This window comes from Streptomyces sp. NPDC026515, from assembly GCF_055567595.1.
In genome coordinates this window covers 336,444-361,599 of the sequence record NZ_JBVHQD010000008.1, presented here as the reverse complement: position 1 = coordinate 361,599, position 25,156 = coordinate 336,444, and the positions used below count along the sequence as shown (strand labels likewise).

Annotated in this window: 23 protein-coding genes; 11 read left to right on the top strand and 12 right to left on the bottom strand. The window is 70.4% G+C overall.

Features of this window, described 5'->3' with window-relative positions; genetic code table 11:
- Positions 1 to 114: 114 nt before the first annotated feature.
- Positions 115 to 597, bottom strand: coding sequence for an SseB family protein (locus ACZ4O3_RS19310; RefSeq protein WP_362714162.1), 483 nt, complete (start codon positions 595 to 597; stop codon positions 115 to 117).
- 176 nt (positions 598 to 773) lie between these two features.
- Between ACZ4O3_RS19310 and ACZ4O3_RS19305 the strand changes: the two genes are divergently transcribed.
- The 3 genes from ACZ4O3_RS19305 to ACZ4O3_RS19295 all read left to right on the top strand — a co-directional run bounded on the left by ACZ4O3_RS19305 (position 774) and on the right by ACZ4O3_RS19295 (position 4,291).
- On the top strand, positions 774 to 2,600 hold the full coding sequence (locus ACZ4O3_RS19305; protein WP_362714163.1) for an acyl-CoA dehydrogenase: 1,827 nt from the start codon (positions 774 to 776) through the stop codon (positions 2,598 to 2,600).
- Between the two features lie 78 nt (positions 2,601 to 2,678).
- On the top strand, positions 2,679 to 3,977 hold the full coding sequence (locus ACZ4O3_RS19300) for a M18 family aminopeptidase (protein WP_384988886.1): 1,299 nt from the start codon (positions 2,679 to 2,681) through the stop codon (positions 3,975 to 3,977).
- A 74-nt stretch (positions 3,978 to 4,051) separates the two neighbouring features.
- On the top strand, positions 4,052 to 4,291 hold the full coding sequence (locus ACZ4O3_RS19295; protein WP_362714165.1) for a DUF6458 family protein: 240 nt from the start codon (positions 4,052 to 4,054) through the stop codon (positions 4,289 to 4,291).
- Between the two features lie 6 nt (positions 4,292 to 4,297).
- Here the strand turns inward: ACZ4O3_RS19295 and ACZ4O3_RS19290 are convergent, their stop codons facing one another.
- Positions 4,298 to 6,133, bottom strand: a complete 1,836-nt coding sequence (locus ACZ4O3_RS19290) for a thioredoxin-like domain-containing protein (protein ID WP_467723144.1) — start codon at positions 6,131 to 6,133, stop codon at positions 4,298 to 4,300.
- A gap of 66 nt (positions 6,134 to 6,199) precedes the next feature.
- Positions 6,200 to 6,619 carry a cupin domain-containing protein gene (locus tag ACZ4O3_RS19285; protein ID WP_362714168.1) on the bottom strand — a complete coding sequence of 140 codons (420 nt, stop codon included), beginning with the start codon at positions 6,617 to 6,619 and terminating at the stop codon, positions 6,200 to 6,202.
- Positions 6,620 to 6,672: 53 nt separating this feature from the next.
- Here ACZ4O3_RS19285 and ACZ4O3_RS19280 point away from each other — a divergent pair, with 53 nt between their 5' ends.
- Together ACZ4O3_RS19280 and ACZ4O3_RS19275 are read left to right on the top strand one after the other, a co-directional pair.
- Positions 6,673 to 7,671, top strand: a complete 999-nt coding sequence (locus tag ACZ4O3_RS19280) for a GlxA family transcriptional regulator (protein WP_362714170.1) — start codon at positions 6,673 to 6,675, stop codon at positions 7,669 to 7,671.
- Complete coding sequence (locus ACZ4O3_RS19275; protein WP_467723142.1) at positions 7,668 to 8,162, top strand: LURP-one-related/scramblase family protein; 495 nt, start codon at positions 7,668 to 7,670, stop codon at positions 8,160 to 8,162. Before ACZ4O3_RS19280 ends, ACZ4O3_RS19275 begins: the two co-directional genes overlap by 4 nt.
- A gap of 21 nt (positions 8,163 to 8,183) precedes the next feature.
- On the opposite strand, the gene ACZ4O3_RS19270 is transcribed toward ACZ4O3_RS19275, so the two are convergent.
- Positions 8,184 to 9,005, bottom strand: a complete 822-nt coding sequence (locus ACZ4O3_RS19270; RefSeq protein ID WP_362714174.1) for a carbon-nitrogen family hydrolase — start codon at positions 9,003 to 9,005, stop codon at positions 8,184 to 8,186.
- 220 nt (positions 9,006 to 9,225) lie between these two features.
- Between ACZ4O3_RS19270 and ACZ4O3_RS19265 the strand changes: the two genes are divergently transcribed.
- A complete protein-coding gene (locus ACZ4O3_RS19265) occupies positions 9,226 to 10,050 on the top strand; it encodes a maleylpyruvate isomerase family mycothiol-dependent enzyme (RefSeq protein ID WP_467723140.1) in 825 nt (274 codons plus the stop codon).
- A 132-nt stretch (positions 10,051 to 10,182) separates the two neighbouring features.
- Positions 10,183 to 10,947, top strand: a complete 765-nt coding sequence (locus ACZ4O3_RS19260; RefSeq protein ID WP_362714177.1) for an SAM-dependent methyltransferase — start codon at positions 10,183 to 10,185, stop codon at positions 10,945 to 10,947.
- 39 nt (positions 10,948 to 10,986) lie between these two features.
- Here the strand turns inward: ACZ4O3_RS19260 and ACZ4O3_RS19255 are convergent, their stop codons facing one another.
- Positions 10,987 to 12,288: an MFS transporter gene (locus ACZ4O3_RS19255; protein WP_362714179.1), complete on the bottom strand. Its 1,302-nt coding sequence runs from the start codon at positions 12,286 to 12,288 to the stop codon at positions 10,987 to 10,989.
- On the bottom strand, positions 12,285 to 12,935 hold the full coding sequence (locus ACZ4O3_RS19250; RefSeq protein WP_362714181.1) for a GntR family transcriptional regulator: 651 nt from the start codon (positions 12,933 to 12,935) through the stop codon (positions 12,285 to 12,287). Before ACZ4O3_RS19250 ends, ACZ4O3_RS19255 begins: the two co-directional genes overlap by 4 nt.
- Positions 12,936 to 13,132: 197 nt before the next feature.
- On the opposite strand from ACZ4O3_RS19250, the gene ACZ4O3_RS19245 reads away from it, so the two are divergent.
- Together ACZ4O3_RS19245 and ACZ4O3_RS19240 are read left to right on the top strand one after the other, a co-directional pair.
- Entirely contained in the window at positions 13,133 to 14,032 is a 900-nt protein-coding gene (locus ACZ4O3_RS19245) for a D-alanyl-D-alanine carboxypeptidase family protein (protein WP_362714183.1), read from the top strand.
- Positions 14,033 to 14,209: 177 nt separating this feature from the next.
- Positions 14,210 to 15,145 (top strand): BRO-N domain-containing protein, encoded by a 936-nt coding sequence (locus tag ACZ4O3_RS19240; protein ID WP_467723137.1) that lies wholly within the window; start codon positions 14,210 to 14,212, stop codon positions 15,143 to 15,145.
- Between the two features lie 62 nt (positions 15,146 to 15,207).
- Here the strand turns inward: ACZ4O3_RS19240 and ACZ4O3_RS19235 are convergent, their stop codons facing one another.
- From ACZ4O3_RS19235 to pdhA, 3 genes are read right to left on the bottom strand one after another with little or no spacing between them, the layout of a single operon-like run.
- Complete coding sequence (locus ACZ4O3_RS19235; protein WP_467723135.1) at positions 15,208 to 16,641, bottom strand: dihydrolipoamide acetyltransferase family protein; 1,434 nt, start codon at positions 16,639 to 16,641, stop codon at positions 15,208 to 15,210.
- A gap of 10 nt (positions 16,642 to 16,651) precedes the next feature.
- The gene (locus ACZ4O3_RS19230) at positions 16,652 to 17,632 is read right to left on the bottom strand and encodes an alpha-ketoacid dehydrogenase subunit beta (protein WP_362714189.1); all 981 of its coding nucleotides are present in this window, start codon (positions 17,630 to 17,632) and stop codon (positions 16,652 to 16,654) included.
- A 2-nt stretch (positions 17,633 to 17,634) separates the two neighbouring features.
- A complete protein-coding gene (pdhA, locus tag ACZ4O3_RS19225) occupies positions 17,635 to 18,834 on the bottom strand; it encodes a pyruvate dehydrogenase (acetyl-transferring) E1 component subunit alpha (protein WP_384988873.1) in 1,200 nt (399 codons plus the stop codon).
- A 548-nt stretch (positions 18,835 to 19,382) separates the two neighbouring features.
- On the opposite strand from pdhA, the gene ACZ4O3_RS19220 reads away from it, so the two are divergent.
- On the top strand, positions 19,383 to 20,399 hold the full coding sequence (locus ACZ4O3_RS19220; RefSeq protein WP_467723133.1) for a phosphotransferase: 1,017 nt from the start codon (positions 19,383 to 19,385) through the stop codon (positions 20,397 to 20,399).
- Positions 20,400 to 20,436: 37 nt separating this feature from the next.
- Here the strand turns inward: ACZ4O3_RS19220 and ACZ4O3_RS19215 are convergent, their stop codons facing one another.
- The gene (locus ACZ4O3_RS19215) at positions 20,437 to 22,020 is read right to left on the bottom strand and encodes a protein kinase domain-containing protein (protein ID WP_362726205.1); all 1,584 of its coding nucleotides are present in this window, start codon (positions 22,018 to 22,020) and stop codon (positions 20,437 to 20,439) included.
- A gap of 330 nt (positions 22,021 to 22,350) precedes the next feature.
- Here ACZ4O3_RS19215 and ACZ4O3_RS19210 point away from each other — a divergent pair, with 330 nt between their 5' ends.
- Positions 22,351 to 23,985, top strand: a complete 1,635-nt coding sequence (locus ACZ4O3_RS19210) for a protein kinase domain-containing protein (protein WP_467723131.1) — start codon at positions 22,351 to 22,353, stop codon at positions 23,983 to 23,985.
- A 25-nt stretch (positions 23,986 to 24,010) separates the two neighbouring features.
- On the opposite strand, the gene ACZ4O3_RS19205 is transcribed toward ACZ4O3_RS19210, so the two are convergent.
- Positions 24,011 to 24,436, bottom strand: a complete 426-nt coding sequence (locus tag ACZ4O3_RS19205) for a hypothetical protein (protein ID WP_362726211.1) — start codon at positions 24,434 to 24,436, stop codon at positions 24,011 to 24,013.
- Between the two features lie 143 nt (positions 24,437 to 24,579).
- On the bottom strand, positions 24,580 to 25,122 hold the full coding sequence (locus ACZ4O3_RS19200; protein WP_362726213.1) for a bacterial proteasome activator family protein: 543 nt from the start codon (positions 25,120 to 25,122) through the stop codon (positions 24,580 to 24,582).
- Positions 25,123 to 25,156 lie beyond the last annotated feature (34 nt).

Below are 25,156 nucleotides of genomic sequence, written 5' to 3'. Positions count from 1 at the left end.
ACGACCGCGGATCAGCGGTTGAGCGCGGGGCGCGGCTGCCGAGGGGCAGCCTATGGCATGGCTGTGACAATGGGGGAGCGGGTTTTCCCGGTGCGAGGACGCCGGCCGTGACGGCTAGCCGTACATCCGCCGCATCGCGAACTCCACCATCTGTTCGACCGCCTTCGCGTCGAAGACCATCCGGTGCTCGCCCTCCATGTCGAGGACGAAGCCGTAGCCGGTCGGCAGCAGGTCGATGACCTCGGCGCCCGTGATCACGAAGTACTTGGACTCCTTGCCCGCGTACCGGCGCAGCTCCTTCAGGGAGGTGAACATCGGGATCACCGGCTGCTGGGTGTTGTGCAGCGCGAGGAACCCGGGGTTGTCGCCGCGCGGGCAGTACACCTTGGAGGTGGCGAAGACCTGCTGGAAGTCCTCGGCGGTCAGCTGGCCCGTGGTGAAGGCGCGCACCGCGTCCGCGAGCGAGGGCGGAGACGGCTCGGGGTAGAGCGGGGGCTGCTGGCCGTACCCGCCGGCGCCGCCGGGCATGTGCTGCTGCGGCGAGGCGTACTGCTGCTGAGCGGCCCCACCGTCCATGGGCTGGCCGTATCCATACATGCGCGCAAGCCTACCGAGACACGCGGCCGCCACGAGAAGGTAGACCCTTCTCACACTTCCGCCGGTAGGGGTTGCGTCTTATTACCGACGGGTAGCATCATCTCAGCTACTCGTTGGTATGTGAAAGCTTGCGCGAGGATTCAGTGCCTCGCCGATCCGGATACGGAGCCGTCAGCATGGGGCACTACAAGTCCAACCTCCGCGACATCGAATTCAACCTCTTCGAAGTACTGGGCCGCGACAAGCTGTACGGCACCGGCCCGTTCGCCGAGATGGACACCGACACCGCCAAGAGCGTCCTGGAGGAGCTGACCCGGCTCGCCGAGAACGAGCTGGCCGAGTCCTTCGCCGACGCCGACCGCAACCCGCCGGTCTTCGACCCGGAGACCAACACCGCGCCGGTCCCGGCCTCCTTCAAGAAGAGCTACAAGGCCTTCATGGACTCCGAGTACTGGCGGCTCGGCCTGCCCGAGGAGATCGGCGGCACCACCGCTCCCCCGTCCCTGATCTGGTCCTACGCGGAGCTGGTCCTCGGCGCCAACCCGGCCGTGTGGATGTACTCCTCCGGCCCGGCGTTCGCGCGCATCCTCTTCGAGGAGGGCACCGAGGAGCAGAAGAAGTGGGCGCAGATCGCCGTGGACCGGACCTGGGGTTCGACCATGGTGCTCACCGAGCCCGACGCGGGGTCCGACGTCGGCGCCGGCCGCACCAAGGCGGTCCGGCAGGAGGACGGCTCCTGGCACATCGAGGGCGTGAAGCGCTTCATCACCTCCGGTGAGCACGACATGGAGGAGAACATCCTCCACTACGTCCTGGCGCGCCCCGAGGGTGCCGGCCCGGGCACCAAGGGCCTCTCCCTCTTCCTCGTCCCGAAGTACCTGTTCGACTTCGAGACCGGCGAGCTGGGCGAGCGCAACGGCGTCTACGCCACGAACGTCGAGCACAAGATGGGCCTCAAGGCCTCCAACACCTGCGAGATGACCTTCGGCGACCGGCACCCGGCCAAGGGCTGGCTGATCGGCGACAAGCACGAGGGCATCCGCCAGATGTTCCGGATCATCGAGTTCGCCCGCATGATGGTCGGCACGAAGGCGATCTCCACGCTCTCCACCGGCTACCTCAACGCCCTGGAGTACGCCAAGGAGCGCGTCCAGGGTCCGGACCTCGCCAACTTCATGGACAAGTCCGCGCCCAAGGTGACCGTCACCCACCACCCGGACGTCCGCCGCTCGCTGATCACGCAGAAGGCGTACGCCGAGGGCATGCGCGCCCTCGTCCTCTACACCGCCTCGGTCCAGGACGCGATCATGGTCAAGGAGGCGAACGGCGAGGACCCGACGGCCGAGCACGCCCTCAACGACCTGCTCCTGCCGATCGTCAAGGGTTACGGCTCCGAGAAGGGCTACGAGCAGCTCGCCCAGTCCCTGCAGACCTTCGGCGGCTCCGGCTTCCTGCAGGAGTACCCGATCGAGCAGTACATCCGCGACGCCAAGATCGACACCCTCTACGAGGGCACCACCGCCATCCAGGGCCAGGACTTCTTCTTCCGGAAGATCGTCCGCAACCAGGGCGCGGCGCTGAACTCCCTCGCCGAGGACATCAAGAAGTTCCTGGCCCTCGGCACCGGCGGCGAGCAGCTGGCGGGCGCCCGCGAGCACCTCGCCAAGGCCGCCGTGGAGCTGGAGGCCATCGTCGGCCTGATGCTGACCGACCTCGCGGCCACCGAGCAGGACGTCAAGAACATCTACAAGGTGGGCCTGAACACCACCCGCCTGCTGCTCGCCTCCGGCGACGTGATCGTCGGCTACCTGCTGCTCAAGGGCGCCGCCGTCGCCACCGAGAAGCTGGAGACGGCGTCCGCCAAGGACGTCGCCTTCTACACCGGCAAGATCGCGGCGGCCAGGTTCTTCGCGGCCAACGTGCTGCCGGGCGTCACCCTCGCCCGCAAGATCGCGGCCGACGTCGACCTCGACCTGATGGAGCTGGACGAGGCCGCCTTCTGATCCGGCCGCCTGATCCGCCCACGGTGGCCCGCTCCCTCACCGGGGAGCGGGCCACCGTACGTCGTTAAGGTGAGAACCATGAGCGCACCCGCCCGCTTCGATCGCGGCCACACCGACGACCTGATGTCCTTCCTCGCGGCCGGCCCCACGCCGTACCACGCCGTCGCGAACTCCGGCGCCCGGCTGGAGAAGGCCGGTTTCCGGCAGGTCGCCGAGACGGACGCCTGGGACGGGACCGCCGGCGGCAAGTACGTGCTGCGCGGCGGCGCCATCATCGCCTGGTACGTCCCGGAAGGCGCCGCACCCCACACCCCGTTCCGGATCGTCGGCGCCCACACCGACTCCCCGAACCTGCGGGTCAAGCCCCGCCCGGACACCGGAGCGCACGGCTTCCGCCAGGTCGCCGTGGAGATCTACGGCGGACCGCTCATGAACTCCTGGCTCGACCGGGACCTGGGCCTGGCCGGCCGGCTCAGCCTGCGCGACGGCACCACCCGCCTGGTCGACGTGCGCCGTCCGCTGCTACGCGTCCCCCAGCTCGCCATCCACCTGGACCGCGCGGTGAGCAGCGACGGACTCAAGCTGGACAAGCAGCGCCACCTGCAGCCGATCTGGGGCCTCGGCGACGACGTCCGCGACGGCGACCTGATCGCCTTCCTGGAACAGGAGTCGGGCCTGCCCGCCCACTCGGTGACCGGCTGGGACCTGATGACCTACGCCGTGGAAGAGCCGGCCTACCTGGGCCGCGACCAGGAGATGACGGCCGGCCCCCGGATGGACAACCTGCTGTCCGTGCACGCCGGCACGGCGGCCCTCGCCGCCGTGGCGGCGGGCGGCCCGCAGCTCCCCTGCATCCCGGTGCTCGCCGCCTTCGACCACGAGGAGACCGGCTCCCAGTCCGACACCGGCGCGGACGGCCCGCTGCTCGGCAGCGTGCTGGAGCGCTCGGTACTGGCCCGCGGCGGGTCCGCCGAGGACCGGGCGCGCGCCCTCGCCGCCACCGTCTGTCTCTCCTCCGACACCGGCCACGCCGTGCACCCCAACTACGCCGAGCGGCACGACCCCACGCACCACCCCCGCCTCAACGGCGGCCCGATCCTCAAGGTCAACGTCAACAACCGCTACGCGACGGACGGTTCGGGCCGGGCGATCTTCGCCGCCGCCTGCGAGCGGGCCGGGGTCCCCTTCCAGACCTTCGTCTCCAACAACTCCATGCCCTGCGGCACCACGATCGGACCGATCACCGCGGCCCGCCACGGCATCCAGACCATCGACATCGGCGCGGCGATCCTCTCCATGCACAGCGCCCGCGAACTGTGCGGCTCCGACGACCCGTTCCTCCTCGCGAACGCCCTGGCGGCATTCCTGGAGGGGTAGTTGCACATGCACCGCCCGCCCCTGGGTACCCGGTGTGAACCGGAACCACCGAACCTGAAGGGTAGGCAACGCTCATGGGCCTTGGCGGGTGCATCATCCTCATCGCCGTGGGGGCCATCCTCACGTTCGCGACCGACTGGCACATGCAGGGCGTCAACCTCGACGTCGTCGGCCTCATCCTGATGGCCGTCGGCATCATCGGCGTCGCCACGTTCACCAACATCGCCCGTCGTCGGCGGGTCATGGTGCCGCCGACGACGGTGGTCGAGGAACGCCGTCGCCAGGACGACTACGGCAACGGATACGGCGCCTGACGGTCCCTAGGCCTCCTGGTCCATGCCGGCCAGAACCAGCGGCAGCCGGTCCGCCCCGCCCTTGGCGAGGCGGACCGGAACTCCCCAGTCCTGCTGGTGGACATGGCAGGCCGGGTACTCGTTGGCGGGGTCGTCGTCGCAGGACGCGGCCATCGCCGAGACATGCAGGACGCCCTCGGTCACGGCCGGGTTCAGCTCCAGCTCCCGCGACAGGTCCGTGTCCGGGCCCTCGCCCTTGAGCAGCAGCTCCGGCGGGGTCGAGGACACCAGGAGCCGTGTCGACGGGCCGTAGCGCAGGTCCAGCTTCTGGCCCGCCGGGGCCTGGAAGATCACGTCCAGCCGGAGGCGTCCCGGGACCACCTCGGTCGCCGCCCGCTGGGTGCGGTGGGCGACCGACTCCACCCGGACCGCCTCCTCGGGCAGCCGCAGCCGGGTCAGGCGGTGCCGGGCCGACTCGACCACCACGATGTCGTCACCGGCCAGCACCGCGTCGCTCGGCTCCCGCAGGTCCGTCGCCAGCGTGGTGACCTCGCCGGTCGCGGGGTCGTAGCGGCGCAGCGCGTGGTTGTAGGTGTCGGACACCGCGACCGAGCCGTCCGGAAGTGCCGTCACCCCCAACGGGTGCTGGAGCAGCGCCTGTCCGGCCGCGCCGTCCCGGTGACCGAAGTCGAAGAGGCCGGTGCCCACGGCGGTGTGGACGTGTCCGTCCGGATCGACCCAGCGCAGGGCGCTCGTCTCCGAGTCGGCGAGCCACAGCCGGTCGGCGGTGGCGGCGAGCCCGGACGGCTGCGCGAACCAGGCCTCGGCCGCCGGCCCGTCCACCAGCCCCTCATTGGTGGTACCGGCGGCGACCGCGACCGTCGCGCTCTGCGGGTCGTACACCCACAGCTGGTGCACGCCCGCCATGGCGATCCACACCTTGCCGCCGAAGACCGCCACGTCCCACGGGGAGGACAGGGCGATCTCGCGGGCCGGGCCCGAGGTCGCGGAGCCCTGCCACCACTGGCGGCCGGTACCGGCCAGCGTGGTCACCTCGCCGGTGGCCGGGTCGAGGCGGCGCAGGGCGTGGTTGACGGTGTCGGCGACGACCACCGAGCCGTCGTCCAGAAGCGCCAGGCCCTGCGGCTCGCTGAAGGCGGCGGCGGTGGCCGGGCCGTCGGCGAAGCCGCGCGCACCGGAGCCGATCCGCCGCACGACCGTCTCCGCGTCCCCGGCCAGCTCCACCAGCTGGTGCCGGGTGGTGTCGCTGACCAGGAAGTTCCCGGAGGGCAGCAACAGGGCCTTGCCGGGAAAGCGCAGCGCGGTCGGCTCGGGCTCCGGCGGCACGTACGGGCCGTCGCCGCGCCGCAGGGTGCCCTTCGCCTCGTGCTCCGCCTCCAGCTCCTCCACCAGCCGGGCGATCGCGTGCGCGTGCCCCTCACCGGCGTGCTGGGCGACGACGTACCCCTCGGGATCGATCACGACCAGCGTCGGCCAGGCCCGCACCGCGTACTGCTTCCAGGTGGCGAGCTCCGGGTCGTCGAGCACCGGGTGCTCCACGCCGTACCGCTCCACGGCGTCGACGACCGCCTGATGCTCCGCCTCGTGCACGAACTTCGGCGAGTGCACCCCGATGATCACCACCGTGTCCCGATGCCGCTCCTCCAGCTCCCGCAACTCGTCGAGGACGTGCAGGCAGTTGATGCAGCAGAACGTCCAGAAGTCCAGGATGACGATGCGTCCGCGCAGGTCCGCGAGGGTGTACTGCTTGTCGCCAGTGTTCAGCCAGCCGCCCTTGCCGATCAGCTCGGGGGCACGGACGCGGGCGCGGCGCGGGGTGGAGGCCGGGGATGTGTCGCTCATGGATCAAGGGTGCCACTTGTCGGCGCAAGCGCGTCCGGGCCTGTGGACAACCAGCGTTTTCGCCGGTCAGGGCAGGGTGTGGCCCGTCGTCGCGTCCACGTGGTCGGGGATCTCGTCGTGGCGGTCGCCGACCGTGGACGTGCCGGTCGGTTCGAAGAGGAGGATCGAGGCTCCGGACGGGGCGGACGGCTTGTGCTCGGTGCCCCGGGGGACGGTGAAGACCGAGCCCCGGGGCAGGACGACCGTGCGCTCGCCGGCCGGCTCCCGCAGGGCGATGTGCAGCTCGCCCTCCAGGACCAGGAAGAACTCGTCGGTGTGGTCGTGGACGTGCCAGAGGTGCTCGCCCCCGGCCTTGGCGACGCGGACGTCGTGGTCGTTGACGGCGGTGACGATCCGGGGGCTCCACAGCTCCTCGAAGGAGCCGAGGGCGCGGGCGAGGGAGACGGGTTCGCTGCTCTTGGCGTTCATGCCGTTCATGGCGGTCATGGCGTTCATCCTGGGCGCTCGCCCGGCGGTCGCGTGAGTGCTAGAAATCGCATATGGCGCAAGGATCCTCGCAACCCACCCATCGGGTGGCCGTGATCGTCGACGCGGGCACCAACCCGTTCGAGGTCGGTGTTGCCACCGAGCTGTTCGGGCTGCCCCGGCCGGAGCTGGGGCTGTCCGTGCCGCCGTACGAGGTGACCCTGTGCGCGCCGACCCGTGAGGTGCGCATGAACCACGGCTTCTTCACCCTGAGCGGAGTGGCCGGGCTGACGGCGGTGGACGCGGCGGACACCCTCGTCGTCCCGGGGCGCCCGGACAACGTCGTACCGCGCGGTGCGGACGTCCTGGAGGCGATCCGGCGGGCGCACGCGCGTGGGGCGCGGGTGGTGAGTTTCTGCACCGGGACCTTCGCGCTGGCCGAGGCGGGGCTGCTGGACGGGCGGCCGGCCACCACGCACTGGCGCTGGGCGGACGCCTTCCGGCGGCTGCATCCCCGGGTGCTGCTCCGCCCCGACGTGCTCTTCGTCGACGACGGCGACCTGCTCACCGCCTCCGGCAGCGCGGCCGCGCTCGACCTGGGGCTGCACGTCTGGCGGCAGGACCACGGGGCCGAGATCGCCAACGCGGTCTCCCGGCGGCTGGTGTTCGCCTCGCACCGGGACGGCGGGCAGCGGCAGTTCGTGGAGCGGCCGGTGCCCGAGGTGCCGGACGAGTCGCTGGGCCCGCTGTTGGCCTGGGCACAGGAGCGGCTGGGCGAGCCGCTGACCGTGGCGGACCTGGCGGGGCGGGCGGCCCTCTCCCCGGCCACCCTGCACCGCCGGTTCCGCGCCCAGCTCGGCACCACTCCGCTGGCCTGGCTGACCGGGGAGCGTGTGGCCCTCGCCTGCCGGCTGATCGAACGCGGCGAGGAGCGGCTGGACGTGGTGGCCTCGCGCAGCGGCCTGGGCACCGCGGCCAACCTGCGCGCACGGCTGCGGCGTGAGACCGGGCTCAGCCCGTCGGACTACCGGCGGCGTTTCGGGCCGGTCGGCCGGGAAGGGGTGAATACATGAGATTTCTCGTACGCGACCGGCTCCTCGGCTTCGGCGAGGACTACTGGATCGAGAACGACCACGGCGACAAGGTCTTCCTGGTCGACGGCAAGGCCATGCGGGTGCGCGACACGTTCGAACTGAAGGACCGGAACGGGCGCGTGCTCGTCGACATCCACCAGAAGATGTTCGCCCTGCGCGACACCATGGTGATCGAACGCGACGGCGGCCCCCTGGCCACCATCAGGCGCAAGCGGCTCTCGCTGCTGCGCAACCACTACCGCGTCCGCCTGGTCGACGGTACCGAACTGGACGTCAGCGGCAGGATCCTCGACCGCGAGTTCGCCGTGGAGTACGACGGTGAGCTGCTGGCCGTGGTCTCCCGGCGCTGGCTGCATGTCCGGGAGACCTACGGTGTCGACGTCGTACGGGACGACGCGGACCCGGCGCTGCTGATCGCGGTGGCGGTCTGCGTGATCCACCTCGCCGACAGGGAGCGGGAGGAGGACTGAGCGGGCCTTCTGCAACACCCTTCAGCGGCGGCGGGGCGGTTCGAGGCCCAGCAGGCGGTCCTTGAGCGCCGGGAACTGTTCGCGGGTGACGGCGACCCTGGCCGGGTCGATGTCGACGGTGAGGATCTCCTCGCCGGCTCCCGCCTCGGCCAGCACCTCGCCCCAGGGGTCCACCACGATCGAGTGACCCGCCTGCGGAACTCCGGCATGCGTCCCGGCCGTTCCACACGCGAGCACGAACGCCTGGTTCTCGACCGCCCGCGCCTGGGCCAGCAGCGTCCAGTGCGCGCGTCGCCGCTCGGGCCAGCCCGCGGAGACCACCATCGTCTCGGCGCCGGCGTCGACGAGCGCGCGGAAGAGTTCGGGGAAGCGGAGGTCGTAGCAGGTGGCCACGCCCAGCGTGGTCTCCGGGAGCGGGACGGTCACCAGTTCGTGCCCGGCGCCCATCAGCACCGCCTCGCCCTTGTCGAAGCCGAAGCGGTGGATCTTGCGGTAGGCCGCGGCCAGCTCACCGGAGGGGGAGAAGATGAGAGCCGTGTTGTAGAGGGCGCCGTCACCCGCGGCGGATCCGCTGTCGGCCGGAGCCCGCTCGGGGATGGAACCGGCGTGCAGCCAGACGCCCGCCTCGCTCGCCGCCTTCGCCATCGCCTCGTACGTCGGGCCTTCGAGCGGCTCCGCCTCGCCGGCGAACTCCTCGTAGGCGAACGCGCCGGTCGTCCACAGCTCGGGCAGTACGACGAGATCGGCGTCGGCCTGCTCGCGTACCAGTGCGGTCACGCGCCGCCGACGCGATTCGACCGATTCGCCCTCGTTTACATCGATCTGGATGAGCGAGGCGCGCACACTACCACCGTCCTGGCATTCGAGCCGTCCACACGGGCCTACGATCGTCACACGAAAGCACTGCCGGGGTGCCTCACAGCAGCGTAACTTGGGGGTCCCCCCGGTTCGAGCCCAGTTCGAGAACTGGGGGAGTCCCAAGACACCCGCCGACAGCAGCCACCTCCCGCTGGCAGCGCCGCCACAACCTGCCCGAGTACCGACCGCCGAGGGGTCCCGTTCCGTGAGTCTGCATCCCACCCTCCAGCCCTACGCCGACGCCTGGACCCACTCCATCGAAGCGATATCCGAGCTGGTGACCCCGCTTGTCGAGGGCGAGTGGAACCGGCGGACCCCGTGCCCGGGCTGGTCGGTGCGGGACGTGGTCTCCCATGTCATCGGGCTGGACTGCGAGATGCTCGGCGACCCGCGCCCCATCCACACCCTGCCGCGCGACCTGTACCACGTCACCAACGAGTACCAGCGTTACATGGAGATGCAGGTCGACGTACGACGCCATCACACGGCGCCGGAGATGACCTCGGAGCTGGAGTACACGGTCATCCGCCGCAACCGCCAGCTGCGCAACGAGTCGCGGGAACCGGGGCACCTGGTGCGCGGGCCGCTGAGCAAGGAGATCACGCTCGAGGAGGCCATGCGCAACCACGCGTTCAGCGTGTGGGTGCACGAGCAGGACCTGCGCGCGGCGCTGGGCCGGCCCGGCAACCTCGACTCGCCGGGCGCGCAGGTCGCCCGCGACGTGCTGCTCGGTGAGCTGCCCCGGGTGGTCGCCACCGAGGCCGACGCCCCGCGCAGTTCGGCCGTCATCTTCGATGTGCACGGGCCGGTGGAGTTCCTGCGCACCATCCGCATCGACATCCAGGGCCGCGGCACGCTGGAGACCAGCCCCGCCCTCGGCCCCGCGGCCATCTTCACCCTGGACTGGGAGACCTTCGTCCGCCTGGCCTGCGGCCGCACCACCCCGGACGCGGTGGCGGACCGGGTGAAGGCGGAGGGCGACCAGGAACTGACGGCGTCGATCCTGCGGAACTTCACGGTCACGCAGTAGCGGGACCTCTCCTCACGCGGTCACGGGACTTCGCGGTCACGCGGCGGCGGTCTCGGTGCCCGGGGAGGAAACCGGGGCAGGCGCCGGTAATTCGGTGGGCCGCGGCGCCCGTGGACATCTACCTTGCCCGGCATGACCACTGCCACCACAGCGCACGACGACCTCCCGCCCCGGCTGACCCGGCTCACTTTCCACGGCCCGCTCTCCGAGGCCCGCGCGGCCGCGATCGTGCGGCGGCTGGCCGCCACGCGGCCCACCACCGTGCTGGACATCGGATGCGGCTGGGGCGAACTGATGCTCCGCCTGCTGGAGGCCGCCCCCCACGCGCACGGCGTGGGACTGGACGTGCACACCGGGGACCTGGCGCGGGGACGGCGAACCGCCGAGGCGCGCGGGCTGGCCGGCCGGGTGCGGTTCGCCGAGGAGTCGGCGGTGGGCACCGGTCGCGGGCCGGCCGACGTGGTGCTGTGCCTCGGGGCGAGCCAGGCGCTGGACGACGACCTGGTGACGGCCCTGCGGGAGCTGCGGCGGCTGGTGACCGACGGCGGGCGGGTCCTGCTCGGCGAGGGCTTCTGGCAGCGCACCCCGACCGAGACGGAGCTCTCCGGGATGTGGCCGGGCGCCTCGGCCGCCGATCACCACGACCTGGCGGCCCTGGTCGACCTGGCGGTGACGGCGGGCTTCCGCCCGGAGTGGACGGAGACGGCGAGCTTGGCGGAATGGGAGGAGTTCGAGTCGGCGTACCAGGCGGACCAGGAGGTATGGCTGGCGGCCAACCCCGCCCATCCCCTGGCCGCGGAGACCCGGGCCCGCCTGGACACCCACCGGTCGTCCTGGCTGACGTACCGGGGCGTACTGGGCCTGGCGTACCTCACCCTCGTACCGGCGACGGCGTAAGAACCCGCGTCGTCGGCCGGAAAGAGCCGGGAGGAAAGGTCATGCCGGCACGTGCACCGTCTCCACCCGGCTCGCCACCATCCGCTCCCGTTCGCGCCGGGCCGCCCGCCCCCGCAGCCGCAGGATCTGGCTCACCCCCAGCGCCTGGAGCACGAACACGCACGAGAACGCCACCGAGTAGTCGTCGCCGGTCGCGTCCAGCAGGACACCCACCGCGAACAACGTCGTCATCGACGCCACGAAACCACCCATGTTGGTGATCCCGGACGCGGTCCCCTGCCGCTCGGGCGGATTCGCCGGGCGGGCGAAGTCGAACCCGAGCATGGACGCCGGACCGCACGCCCCCAGTACCGCGCACAACACCACCAGCAGCCACATCGGCGCGTGCTCGGCCGGGTACACCAGCGTCGCCGCCCACACGGCGGCCGTCGCCGCGACCGTGCCCAGCGCCAACGGCAGCCGCGCCGCGTGGTGCCGGGCGACGACCTGGCCGTAGACCAGCCCGATCACCATGTTGGAGAGGACGACCAGCGTCAACAGCTCACCGGCCGTGGCACGGGACAGCCCCTGCGCCTGGACCAGGAACGGCAGCCCCCACAGCAGCAGGAACACCATCGCCGGGAACTGGGTGGTGAAGTGCACCCACAGACCGAGCCGGGTCCCCGGCTCCCGCCAGGACGCGGCGATCTGCTTCCGTACGTACGCCGCGCCCTGGTGCGGGAAGGGCGCCGGCTCGTACCCCTCGGGGTGGTCCTTCAGGAAGAACAGCACGAGGACCAGGACGACCACCCCGGCCAGCGCGCTGCCCGCGAACGCCGGGGTCCACCCGATGCCGTGCAGCAGCCGGGCCAGGACCAGCGTGGAGACGAGATTGCCCGCCATGCCGACCAGGCCGGCGAGCTGCGCGACGAGCGGACCGCGCCGCACCGGGAACCAGCGGGTGCCGAGCCGCAGCACGCTGATGAAGGTCATCGCGTCGCCGCAGCCGAGCAGCGCACGCGAGGCGAGCGCGGTGCCGTACGACGGGGAGAACGCGAAACCCAGCTGGCCGGCCGTGAACAGCACCGCGCCGATGGCGAGCACCTTCTTGGTGCCGAGGCTGTCCACCAGCAGGCCGACGGGTATCTGCATGCCGGCGTAGACCAGCAGCTGGAGTATCGAGAAGGTGGACAGCGCCGAGGCGTTGACATGGAAGCGGTCGGCCGCGTCGAGACCGGCGACACCGAGGGAGGTACGGAAGATGACGGCGACGAAGTAGACCGAGACGCCTATGGACCACACCGCGACGGCCCGCCGGCCGCCGGGCGGATCACCGGGCAACGAGACGCCGCCGCGGCTCATCGGACCTCACCCCGCGCCAGGTGCGCGAACCAGTCGACGTGCCGGTGCACCAGCTCGACCGCTCCGTCGGCGTCCCCCGCGCGCAGCGCGTCCAGGATCTCCTCGTGCTCGGTGAGCGACTTGGCGATCCGGTCGGGGTGCGCGTTCATGATCGCGACGCCCATCCGCAGCTGCCGGTCGCGGAGCTGGTCGTAGAGGCGGGAGAGGATCTCGTTGCCGCCGTCGCGGACGATCTCGGCGTGGAAGCAGCGGTCCGTGACGGCCGCGGCGGCCAGGTCACCGGCGGCGGCCTCGGCCTTCTGCCGGTCCAGCAGCTCCTCCAGACGGGCCACGAGCAGCGCGGACGGCGGTACGGCCCTGCGCACCGCGTGTTCCTCGACCAGCATCCGGGTCTCCACCACGTCCGCGATCTCCTGGGCGGAGACGGGCAGCACCATGGCGCCCTTCTTCGGGTAGAGCCTGATCAGGCCCTCGACCTCGAGACGCAGCAGCGCCTCGCGGACCGGGGTGCGCGACACCCCTACGGCCTCGGCCAGCTCGCCCTCGGTGAGGAGCGTGCCGCCCTCGTAGTGACGGTCCAGGACGGCTTGCTTGACATGGGAGTACACACGGTCGGCGGCGGGGGGCTGCTTGACGGCCAGGCTCATGCCTACAGCATAGATACAACACGTACACAAGGGGTGGCGACGTCCACCATCCGGACGTGACGAAAATCGCCCTCAGCAACTACACAACCATCTGTGCTAATTACGTGTCACACACGTGCGGCCCCATTCGCTTTGGCACCCCCAACTCGGCCGCATGCCAGGGGCATTACGACTCGACTCGACTCGGGGTATTTCAGTTGATTACCGGTATTAAGGGCACTCGCCTCCGCAGGGCCGCCGCCGTCGCCGTCACGTCCGGCGCGCTGCTGGCGACCGGCGCCCTCACCGCGGCGCCCGCGCAGGCCGTCACCAAGCCCTCGATCGTGGCCAAGGGCGGCTACGTCATGAACAACGCGAACGCGAAGACGCTGTACACGAAGGCTGGGGACACCAAGCTGTCCACCGGTTCGACCACGAAGATCATGACCGCCAAGGTCGTGCTCGCGCAGTCGAACCTGAACCTCGACAAGAAGGTCACGATCCAGAAGGCGTACAGCGACTACGTCGTGGCCAAGAACGCCTCCCAGGCGCACCTGATCGTCGGCGACAAGGTCACCGTCCGCCAGCTGCTCTACGGGCTGATGCTGCCCTCCGGCTGCGACGCCGCCTACGCGCTCGCGGACACGTACGGCTCGGGCACCACGCGCGCCAAGCGCGTCGCCAACTTCATCTCCAAGATGAACACCGCCGCGAAGAACCTGGGTCTGACCCACACCCACTTCGACTCCTTCGACGGCATCGGCAACGGCAACAACTACTCGACGCCGCGCGACCTGACGAAGATCGCCAGCAGCGCGATGAAGAACGCCAACTTCCGCGCGGTCGTCAAGACGAAGAAGTACACGGCGAAGACGATCACCAAGACCGGTTCCACCCGCACCATGGGTGCCTGGACCAACACCAACACGCTGCTCAGCAGCTACAGCGGCGCCATCGGCATCAAGACCGGATCCGGCCCCGAGGCCAAGTACTGCCTCGTCTTCGCCGCGACCCGGAACGGCAAGACGGTCATCGGCACCGTCCTCGCCTCCTCCTCCATCACCCAGCGCGCGACGGACGCGACGAAGCTCCTGAACTACGGCTTCGCGACGATCTGACCCGTCTGGAACCGAGCCGACGAAGGCCCGCCGCGATCCCTGCGGCGGGCCTTTCGCACACCCGAACGCCCCGGCGCAGCGGAACAGGCGACCTTCCCTCGCAATCGTGAACATCACAGCATTTGACTGGCATATTCCATTTTCTTCGCCCTAGGTTCCGCGGCGGAGGTGGTTCCGATGAACGAACCCAACAAGCAGGCGAAGCCCGCCAGGTCCCACGAGGCGATCGACGTCAGCGACTTCGTGTACGCGGCGACCGGAGCCCGGGTACGACGACTGACCATGCCGGACGGAAGGCACTGGTTCCCGGCGGTGGATGTGTGCAAGGAACTGGGCTATGCCAACGCCCGGAAGGCTCTCGCCGACCATGTTCCGGAGGAGCATCGAGAGACTATCGAGAGCGTAACTGGAGGTTACGCTCTCAGCATTCCCGCAGGTAGGCAGTGGCGTCGAGACATGAACCTCATCGATCTGCCAGGCCTTATCGCTCTCGTCAACGGCTGCACGAAGCCCGCCTGCGCCCCCTTCAAGGAGTGGGTCGCCGAAGTCATCTCGACTGTCCAGCGAGAAGGTTCCTACACTCTCGAAGAGGCCGAGGTGCAGCCCGCCGACCCGGGTGCTCCCATCGCCTACGCCATGCCGGAGCAGGTCGCCGAGGCCATCGTCCGCCTGGAGGCGCACAACCTGCAGCTGGACGAACAGTTGGCGGACGGGCAGCGCAAACTGATCGAGTTGCAGAAGAGCACACTCGCCGTGCAGCAGGCCATGGTCCGGGCCATGGAACGGATCGCCGACCGGCTCGACGAACTCGTCCTCGAACGTCGCAGGCCCTACGGTCCGCCCATGGCGCTGCCGACCACCGAGTCCGTACTCGCCGACTGGCGGCAGCGGTTGTCGGTGACCGAGGACGTGTGGACGGTGGCGGTCGTCATCGCCCCGGTCCTCGTCGAGAAGGGCGAGCTGCGTGAGCCGCTCGAATCGATCGCCGCGCGCACCGGTCTGACGGTGCACCGCGTCAACGAGTGTCTGCGGCTGCTGCGCAAGCACGCCTGCATTCACTCGCGCGGCGGGACGGAGGAGGGGGCTCCGGTCTACGTGCTGAACCGGCTCTGAAAGCGCGAGTGGGCGGTCGCAAGACGAATTCGCGACCGCCCACTCGTTCGACCTGTCCGGGCTCAGCCCCAGGTGATCAACCGCTTCGGCTGTTCCAGGATCGCCGCGATGTCCGCGAGGACCTTGGAGCCGAGCTCGCCGTCGACCAGGCGGTGGTCGAAGGACAGCGCCAGCGTGGTGACCTGGCGTGGCTTGACCTTGCCCTTGTGGACCCACGGCTGGAGCTTGATCGCCCCGACCGCCAGGATCGCCGCCTCACCCGGGTTGAGGATGGGCGTCCCCGTGTCGATGCCGAAGACGCCGACGTTGGTGATCGTCACCGTGCCGCCCTGCATGGCGCCGGGCGAGGTCTTGCCGTCCCGGGCCGTGGACACCAGCTCACCGAGGGACTCGGCCAGCTGCGGCAGCGTCTTCGCGTGGGCGTCCTTGATGTTCGGGACGATCAGGCCCCGCGGGGTGGCCGCGGCGATGCCCAGGTTGACGTAGTGCTTGAGCACGATCTCCTGGTTCGCCTCGTCCCAGGACGCGTTGACGTCCGGGTTGCGCCTGATGGCGACCAGCAGCGCCTTGGCGATGAGGAGCAGCGGGTTCACCCGCAGGCCCTGCAGGTCCTTGTCCTGCTTGAGCTCCTCCACCAGCTTCATCGTGCGGGTCACGTCCACCGTCACGAACTCCGTGACATGCGGCGCCGTGAACGCGGAACCCACCATCGCCGCGGCCGTCGCCTTGCGGACGCCCTTGATGGGGACCCGGGTCTCCCGCACACCGTCGTACGACGCCACGGGAGCCGCCGCGACGGCGGGAGCCGCCGGCAGGGCCGGGGCCGGCTCCGGGGCCGCCGTCGGTACGGCCGCCACCGCCGCGTGGACGTCCTCGCGCGTGATGACGCCCTCCGGGCCCGACGGGATCACCGTGGCCAGGTCGACGCCCAGGTCCTTGGCCAGCTTGCGCACCGGCGGCTTCGCCAGCGGGCGCGAACGCTCCACGCCAGGGGCCTCGGGGGCCGCTTCGGCGACCCCGGCGGGGCCGTGGCCGTTCAGCTCCTTCTGGACCGCCGCCTGGACGGCGGCCTCGGCGGCCGTCCCTTCCGCGCCCTTGCGCGGGCGGCGCTTCGTGGAGGAGGCCGCCACGCCGTAACCGACCAGGACCGGCTGACGGCCCTGCGGCTTCTCCTCCGGCTCGGCCGGCACGGACTCGGGAGCCGGCACGGGCTGCGCCGCGGGAGCGGCCGCCCCGCCGGACACGTCGACCGCGATGATCGCCGTGCCCACGTCCACCGTGGTGCCCTCGGCGAAACGCAGCTCGCGCACCACCCCGTCGTAGGGGATCGGCAGTTCGACGGCCGCCTTCGCCGTCTCGACCTCGCACACCACCTGGCCGTCGGTGACCGTGTCGCCCGGCTGGACGTACCACTTGAGGATCTCGGCCTCGGTGAGCCCCTCGCCCACGTCCGGCATCTTGAACTCGCGCACGGAAGCTTCCGTCATCGTCGTCACGCCCCTCTCCTCAGTACGCCAGGGCACGGTCGACGGCGTCGAGCACCCGGTCCAGGCCCGGAAGGTACTCCTCCTCCAGGCGGGCCGGCGGGTAGGGGGCGTGGTAGCCGCCCACCCGCAGCACCGGGGCCTCCAGGTGGTAGAAGCAGCGCTCGGTGATCCGGGCGGCGATCTCCGCGCCCGAGCCGAAGAACACCGGTGCCTCGTGGACCACGACCAGGCGGCGGGTCTTCTCCACGGAGGCCTGGATGGAGTCGAAGTCCAGCGGGGAGACGGACCGCAGGTCGAGGATCTCCAGGGACTTGCCCTCCTCGGCGGCCGCGTCGGCGGCCTCCTGGCAGAGCTTCACCATCGGGCCGTAGGCGGCCAGGGTGACGTCGGTGCCCTCGCGGACCACCCGCGCCTTGTGCAACGGGCCGGGGATGGCCTCCGTGTTCACCTCGCCCTTGTCCCAGTAGCGGCGCTTGGGCTCGAAGAAGATCACCGGGTCGTCGCTCTGGATGGCCTGCTGCATCATCCAGTAGGCGTCCGAGGAGTTGGACGGGGAGACGATCTTCAGGCCCGCCACGTGCGCGAAGAGCGCCTCGGGGGACTCCGAGTGGTGCTCGACCGCGCCGATGCCGCCGCCGTAGGGGATGCGCACGACGACCGGCAGCTTGACCGTGCCCAGCGAACGCGCGTGCATCTTCGCCAGCTGGGTGACGATCTGGTCGTACGCCGGGAAGACGAATCCGTCGAACTGGATTTCCACCACCGGGCGGTAGCCGCGCAGGGCGAGGCCGATCGCGGTGCCGACGATGCCGGACTCCGCGAGTGGGGTGTCGATGACGCGGCTCTCGCCGAAGTCCTTCTGCAGGCCGTCGGTGACCCGGAAGACGCCGCCGAGCTTGCCGACGTCCTCGCCCATGACGAGGACCTTGGGGTCGGTTTCCAGGGCGCGGCGCAGCGACTCGTTGATCGCCTTGGCCAGAGCCATCTTCTCCGCTGCCATGATCAGGCCCCCTCTACGTCAGCGAACGACGCCTGGTAGGCGGCGAACTGGGCTCGTTCCTCATCGACGAGCGCGTGCCCGTCCGCGTACACGTGCTCGAACATGGCGAAGTTGTCCGGGTCAGGCATGGCACGGACCGATTCGCGCACTCGCTTGCCCAACGCCTCGGACTCGGCTTCGAGTTCCGCGAAGAATCCCTCGTCCGCGTGGTTTGCGGCCTCCAGGTACCGGCGCAGCCGCAGGATCGGGTCCTTGGCCTCCCACGCCTCACGCTCCTCGTCGGCCCGGTACTTGGTCGGGTCGTCGGAGGTGGTGTGGGCGCCCATCCGGTAGGTGTACGCCTCGACCAGCGTCGGGCCCTCGCCGCTGCGGGCGCGCTCCAGCGCCCACTTGGTGACCGCGAGGCAGGCCAGCACGTCGTTGCCGTCGACGCGGACGCCGGGGAAGCCGAACCCCTGGGCGCGCTGGTAGAGCGGGACGCGGGTCTGCTTCTCGGTCGGCTCGGAGATCGCCCACTGGTTGTTCTGGCAGAAGAACACCACCGGGGCGTTGTAGACCGCGGCGAAGGTGAACGATTCGGCGACGTCACCCTGGCTGGAGGCGCCGTCGCCGAAGTAGGCGATGACCGCCGAGTCCGCGCCGTCCTTGGCGACGCCCATGGCGTAGCCGGTGGCGTGCAGGGTCTGGGAGCCGATGACGATCGTGTAGAGGTGGAAGTTGTTGCTGTTGGGGTCCCAGCCGCCGTGGTTGACGCCGCGGAACATGCCCAGCAGGTTGGTCGGGTCGACCCCGCGGCACCAGGCCACGCCGTGCTCGCGGTAGGTCGGGAAGACGTAGTCGTCCTCGCGGGTGGCGCGCCCGGAGCCGATCTGGGCGGCCTCCTGGCCGAGCAGGGACGCCCACAGGCCCAGCTCGCCCTGGCGCTGCAGGGCGGTGGCCTCGGCGTCGAAGCGGCGGGAGAGCACCATGTCGCGGTACAGACCGCGCAGTTCCTCGGGGGTGATCCCGGCGACGTACGCGTCGTACTCGGCGTTCTTGACCCGCTTGCCCTCCGGGGTCAGCAGCTGCACGAGTTCGGGATCGGTGCTCTTCTTCGCGGTGGTGCGAGTGGTGCGCTTGGTGCCGGTCTTGCTGCCGGTGGTACCGGCCTTGCCTGCGGCGCTGCGTCGCGGTTGGCTCGCGGCACTGCTGTCCACGGTCACGTGTGCTCCTCCGTCGGTCCGGCCCCCGGGGTTGCCGGGTGAACCAGTGCGGCTCACCTGTTTCCGGCACCCGTGACACGGGGTGGGTGCCACTCGGCCGGCAACAGGCGTGACAGGTGCCCCGGCGAGCGCCCTGCAAGATGCACGTTACCCAGTGCTCCACATTTCTGTGAAACCCCTCCTGACCTGCGTTTTTGCTTGGAAATCCAAGTACTTTTTGCTTGGGTTTCCTAGTAAGTCGACAGGTGCCGGAAGGTTGCTGGTCAGAGCCCTGCGGGAGGCCGGAGCTACCGCACGTTATCCCGCCGCACCGGGCCACGGGAAGAGTTCACGGGCGAGACCCACGGGGGGCTCACCGAGGCCCGTCCGGTCCGACACGGACGGTGAACCGTTCGTTCCCGTACGCCCGGCCGGCGCACCCGGGTCCGCCACCGTCCACCAGGTGACCGAAAGTGACCAACAGCGACTGCCTGCGACAATCCCCAGCTCACAGGCCCAGGCGTTGCCCTACCATCTGCCGCGTGCCGCGCTCTTGTTTACCACCCCTCATGCCCCCCGCGCCCCCTCTGGGCGCCCTGCTCCGGCTGTACGCCGCCGGTTCAGCGCTCGCCTGCGAACCCGTCGAACAGGGCCTGCTCAACCGCGGCTACAGCGTCCGCACCACCCTCGGGCGGTACTTCCTGAAGCACCACTTCGACCCGGACACCGCCGACCCGGCCGCCATCGAGCGACGCCATCTGGCCACCCAGCGGCTGGCCGCCCTCGGCGTCCCGGTCGCCCCGCCGCTGGCCCACCGCGACGGCCGCACGGTCGCCGTCGTCGGCGGCCACGCCTACGCGCTGCATCCCTGGATCGACGGCCGGCACCGGCACGGCGGACAGCTCACACACGGGGAGTGCGCTCGGCTCGGTGCGCTCCTGGGCGCCGTACACGCCTGTCTGGAGCGGGTGATGCCGCCCAAGGCGCGCACCCGGCCGGCCACGAGCCCCCATCCCGTCGAGAGCGCCGACCCCGTCGACACCTTCGTGCTCATCGACGACCTGCTGACCCATGTCAGCCGGCACCGCCCCGCCGACGCCTTCGACGAACTCGCCCGCCACCGGCTGCTCGAACGCCGCGCGCTCCTGGAACAGCACGCCGGCCGGCGCCCGCCGCGCGGCGCCTCGGTGGGCTGGGTGCACGGCGACTTCCACCCGTTCAACCTGCTCTACAAGGACGGCGCGCCCGCCGCGATCGTCGACTGGGACCGGCTGGGTGTGCAGCCCCGCGCGGAGGAGGCCGTCCGCGCCGCCGCCATCTTCTTCGTCCGCCCGGCGGGAGCGCTCGACCTGCCGAAGGTGCGCGCGTACGCGCGCGCGTACCGGCGGGCGGCCGGCGCCACCCCCTCGGAGCTGGCGGCGGCCGTGCACCGCGTGTGGTGGGAACGGCTCAACGACTTCTGGATGCTGCGCTGGCACTACGAGCGCGGCGACACCCGCGCGGACCCTCAGTTCCCGGCCGCCTCGGCGCTGGCCGTCTGGTGGACCAGCGAGTACGACGCGGTGTGCGACGCGTTCGTCCGGTGAGGACGGTCGCTCAGCGCCGCAGGGGTGTCAGTGTGCGTCAAGGGTTGCCCAGGCCGGTGCCGGCGACGGCACCCTCGTCCGTGTTGCCGCTGCCACCGTCCGCGCCCGCCGACTCGGTGGGGTCCGTCTGCGGGGAGCTCTCGGTGTCGGTGGGCTGCGAGGCGCTCGCCGTGTCCGAGGGCTCGTCGGACGGTTCGCTGCTCTCCGTCTGGGACTGGGTGTACGACGGGGTCTGAGACGGCGTGTAGTGGGAGCCGCCGCCGTCGCCCGAGCCGCTGGTGCCGGTCTCCGTGTCCGTGGCCGTGTCGCTGGCCTCGTCGGAGGGGGTCGCGCTGGGCGTGTCGTCCTTGGTGGACCGCGTGACGCTCGGCGACGTCGACGTCCCCGGGTCACCGCCGTTGCCGCTGCCCTTGTTCAGGGCCAGCGCGACGCCCGCCGCGATCGCGATCACCGCGAAGACGGCCAGGATCCACAGCTTGCCGCGGCCGCTGCCCTTGTTGCCGTGGCCCTCGAAGCCGCCGTCGTCCCCGCCGCCGTACCCGGACGGCAGGATCGGCTGCGGGATCTGCGAGGTGCCGGAGGAGTTCATCGGGTGCTGCATCGCCGTCGTACCGGCGAAGCCGCCCGCCGCGTGTCGGCCGTCGTGCACCGTGACCGGGCCGGTGTTCCAGGTGCCGGTGTGGGCGCCCTGGTCGTACAGCATCTGCAGGCCGTACTGGACCAGGCCGCGCATCTCCTCGGCGGTCTGGAACCGGTCGTCGGGGTCCTTGGCCAGCGAGCGCATGACGAGGCCGTCCAGCTCCGGCGGGGCGACGCCCTCCGAGGTCTGGGACGGGGGCACCGGGATGTCCTGGACGTGCTGGTAGACCACCGACAGCGGGGTCTCGCCGATGAACGGCGGCCGCAGCGAGAGGAGTTCGTACAGCAGACAGCCGGTGGCGTACAGGTCGGAGCGGTGGTCGACGGCCTTGCCGAGCGCCTGCTCCGGGGAGAGGTACTGGGGCGTGCCCATGACCATGCCGGTCTGCGTCATCGTCGTCGACGCGCCGTGCAGGGCGCGGGCGATGCCGAAGTCCATCACCTTGACCGCGCCGTTGTGGGTGATGATCACGTTGGCGGGCTTGATGTCGCGGTGCACGATGCCGTGCTGGTGCGAGTAGGCCAGCGCCTCCAGCACCCCGGAGGTGATGATCAGGGCCTGCTCGGGGCCCGGCGCCTGGGCGTTGATCAGCAGGTCGCGGATGGTGCGGCCCTCGACCAGCTCCATCACGATGTACGGCACGGACTGGCCGCCGACGACGTCCTCGCCGGAGTCGTACACCGCCACGATCGCGTGGTGGTTGAGCCCGGCGACCGACTGTGCCTCGCGGGTGAAACGGGCCTTGGAGACCGGGTCCTCGGCGAGATCGGCGCGCAGCAGCTTGACGGCCACGGTCCGGCCGAGCCGTACGTCCTCGGCGGCGAACACCTCGGCCATGCCGCCCCGGCCGAGCCGGTGGGTGAGCCGGTAACGGCCGTCGCCGACCAGGCCGCCGTTGCCCCACATCTCCGGCGTGTCTGACATGCCGCCGCCAGTCGCCTCGGGGTCGGACGGGCCCTGGGCGCTGTGCGTCTGTGCCATCGGTCCTCGCCGTCGTTTCTGCCCGCGGTGCGCGCGGTGTTGTCACGGTCTCCGTCGGCCACGCTACAGCCTCCGCGCAACCCCCAGGTCCGGGTTCCGTCCCGTGGACGGACCGGCCATCAAACCCGTACCCCGCGCTGTCGTGCAAATTCTGTGTATCGGGCGTACGGCAGCTGTAACGCTTCCGCGCCTCTTCTTTCGCGTACGGTCACGGATCGGGCACCGCGCTTGACGTGTCAGTGCCCTCGGGCAGACTTGGCCCGGAACTTGACCAGGAATGGGACATTCGATCAACAAGGGTGCCTGAGCGCCCGACGGGGGACGGGGAAAATGAGCCAGGACGGCGCACACGGCCGTTACGTGGGGCGGGCGCTGGCCGGTGGCCGCTACCAACTGCGCGACCTGCTCGGCGCGGGCGGAATGGCCTCCGTGCACCTGGCCTACGACGCGGTCCTGGACCGGCAGGTCGCGATCAAGACCCTGCACACCGAACTCGGCCGGGAACAGGCCTTCCGCGAGCGCTTCCGCCGCGAGGCCCAGGCAGTGGCCAAGCTCACGCACACCAACATCGTCTCCGTCTTCGACACCGGGGAGGAGGACCTCGACGGCTCGACCATGCCGTACATCGTCATGGAGTACGTCGAGGGCCGCCCGCTCGGCTCGGTGCTCGACGACGACGTGACGCGGCACGGGGCGATGCCCGCCGACAAGGCACTGAAGATCACCGCCGACGTACTGGCCGCGCTGGAGATCAGCCACGAGATGGCGCTGGTCCACCGTGACATCAAGCCCGGCAACGTGATGATGACCAAGCGCGGGGTCGTCAAGGTGATGGACTTCGGCATCGCCCGTGCCATGCAGTCCGGGGTCACCTCGATGACCCAGACCGGCATGGTCGTCGGCACCCCGCAGTACCTCTCCCCCGAGCAGGCGCTCGGCCGGGGCGTGGACGCCCGCTCCGACCTCTACTCGGTCGGCATCATGCTGTTCCAGCTGGTCACCGGTCGGCTGCCGTTCGACGCGGACTCACCGCTGGCGATCGCCTACGCGCATGTCCAGGAGGAGCCGGTCGCGCCGTCCTCGGTCAACCGTGCCCTTCCCCCGGCCGTGGACGCGCTGGTCGCCCGCGCCCTGAAGAAGAACCCGAACGAGCGCTTCCCGACCGCCGAGTCCATGCGCGACGAGTGCCTGCGGGTCGCCGCCTCGCTCCAGCCGGCCGCGCCCAGCATCGTGCCGGGCATCCCGCCCACGCAGAGCGGTTCCGGGGTCGGTTCCGCGGTGTTCCCGCCGGTCGACCAGGCGAGCGCGGCACCGGCCGGCCCGGTGCGGACGCCGTACCAGCCGACGCCGCACCCGAATCCGTACGGCACCCCCAGCCCCGCTCCGGCGTACGGCTATCCGCAGCAGGCGGGCTACCAGACGCCGGCCGGGTACGCCCAGCCGGCACCGACGACCCCGCCGCCGTACGACATCACCCCGCAGTCGCCTTCCTCCGGCGGTGGCGGGGGCAGGGGCAACCGGCAGGTGGTCATCGGGTCGATCGCGGTCTCGCTGATCGCGGTGATCGGTCTGGTCGTCGCGCTGGTACTGAACAGCGGCGGCGGCAACAAGGACGGCAACGGGGGCAGCGGCGGCTCCACCGCGGACACGTCGCCCTCGCACGCGTCGGGCTACCGCGGCCCGGACACCTCGAAGACCGTCGAGAAGACCGAGTGCACCGAGCCGCAGGAGTCGTACGACGACGCGGACAAGATCCGGCTGCCCGACTTCAGGTACAAGTACATCGGCTCCGTGAAGGAGTGCCTCAAGGCCGCCGGCTGGCAGTACAAGATCAAGAAGGAAGACGACAACACGTGGGGCGACGGGACCGTCGTGGACCAGTTCCCCTCCCCGGGCACCGATGTCGATCCGAAAGGCACGCAGACGATCGAGCTGAGTGTCTCGACGGGCAACCCGCCGCAGTGACCGGGAAGGGAGAGACGGACGACCGTCAGTAGGGGTTGTCCTGCTTGCTGGACGTGCAGATGCTCAGCAGGTCATGGCCCTCGAAGACGCCGACGTCGATGCGTACCGCGGCGATGCCCTTCGCGTCCGTCGCATAGGTGTCCCAGACCAGGTCGGCACCGTTGCCGTCGTAGTTGTCGTGCCAGGACCACGCCTTGAGGGTGCCGTCGTTCTCGACCGTGGACAGGCGAACGGAAGCATGGTGGCCATCGGCGGCGGTGTCGACCGCTCTCAGCCGCAACGGATTGATGCTGGTCTTGCTCACGAAGTAACCCGTGTAGGCACCGTAGGCACCGGTGACACCGCAGCTGCCCGTCACCATCGAGTCGGCCGCGGCCGGGGAGGCCACGGCCGGGATCGCCAAGCAGGCCAGAGCGCCGGCCGTGACGAGTGCGGAGCGTCGTATCTTCATATGGCTTCTCCTTCTTGGGAGTTGAGCCCAAGAAGGCTAGGAGTGATCAAATTATTTTACGATCCCCTGGTGATCACGTGTGACTGAGGTAACAGAACACGGAAAGAACCGGCAGTCGTCCGCCGGTCCCCCGTGCGCACGGCTCACAGATACGGTCCCCCGGAGCGGCCGGCCGCCGGTCCGTGTTCCTCGCCCTCGTGGCCGACGCCCGGCGGCAGTGCCCGGCGCATCTGCTCCAGCTGGGCGCGGGCGGCCATCTGCTGGGCGAACAGGGTCGTCTGGATCCCGTGGAAGAGGCCCTCCAGCCAGCCCACCAGCTGGGCCTGCGCGATACGCAGTTCCGCGTCGGTCGGGGTCACGTCGTCGGTGAAGGGCAGCGAGAGCCGCTCCAGCTCCTCCACCAGCTCCGGGGCCAGACCGTCCTCCAGTTCCTTGACGGAGCTGGCGTGGATCTCCTTCAGCCGGACCCGGCTGGCCTCGTCGAGAGGAGCCACGCGCACCTCCTCCAGGAGCTGCTTGATCATGCTGCCGATCCGCATGACCTTGGCGGGCTGTTCCACCATCTCCGTCACCGGGATCTCGCGGGAGTCCTCGTCCCCGTTGCCGCCACCGAGCGCCATCCCGTCCTGGCCCACGACCAGGATCTGGGGGTTCTCGGGCGACCGTTCGTTCCTCGGCATCTCCATGCCGCCATTCTCTCGCACCGGTACATCTCACCAC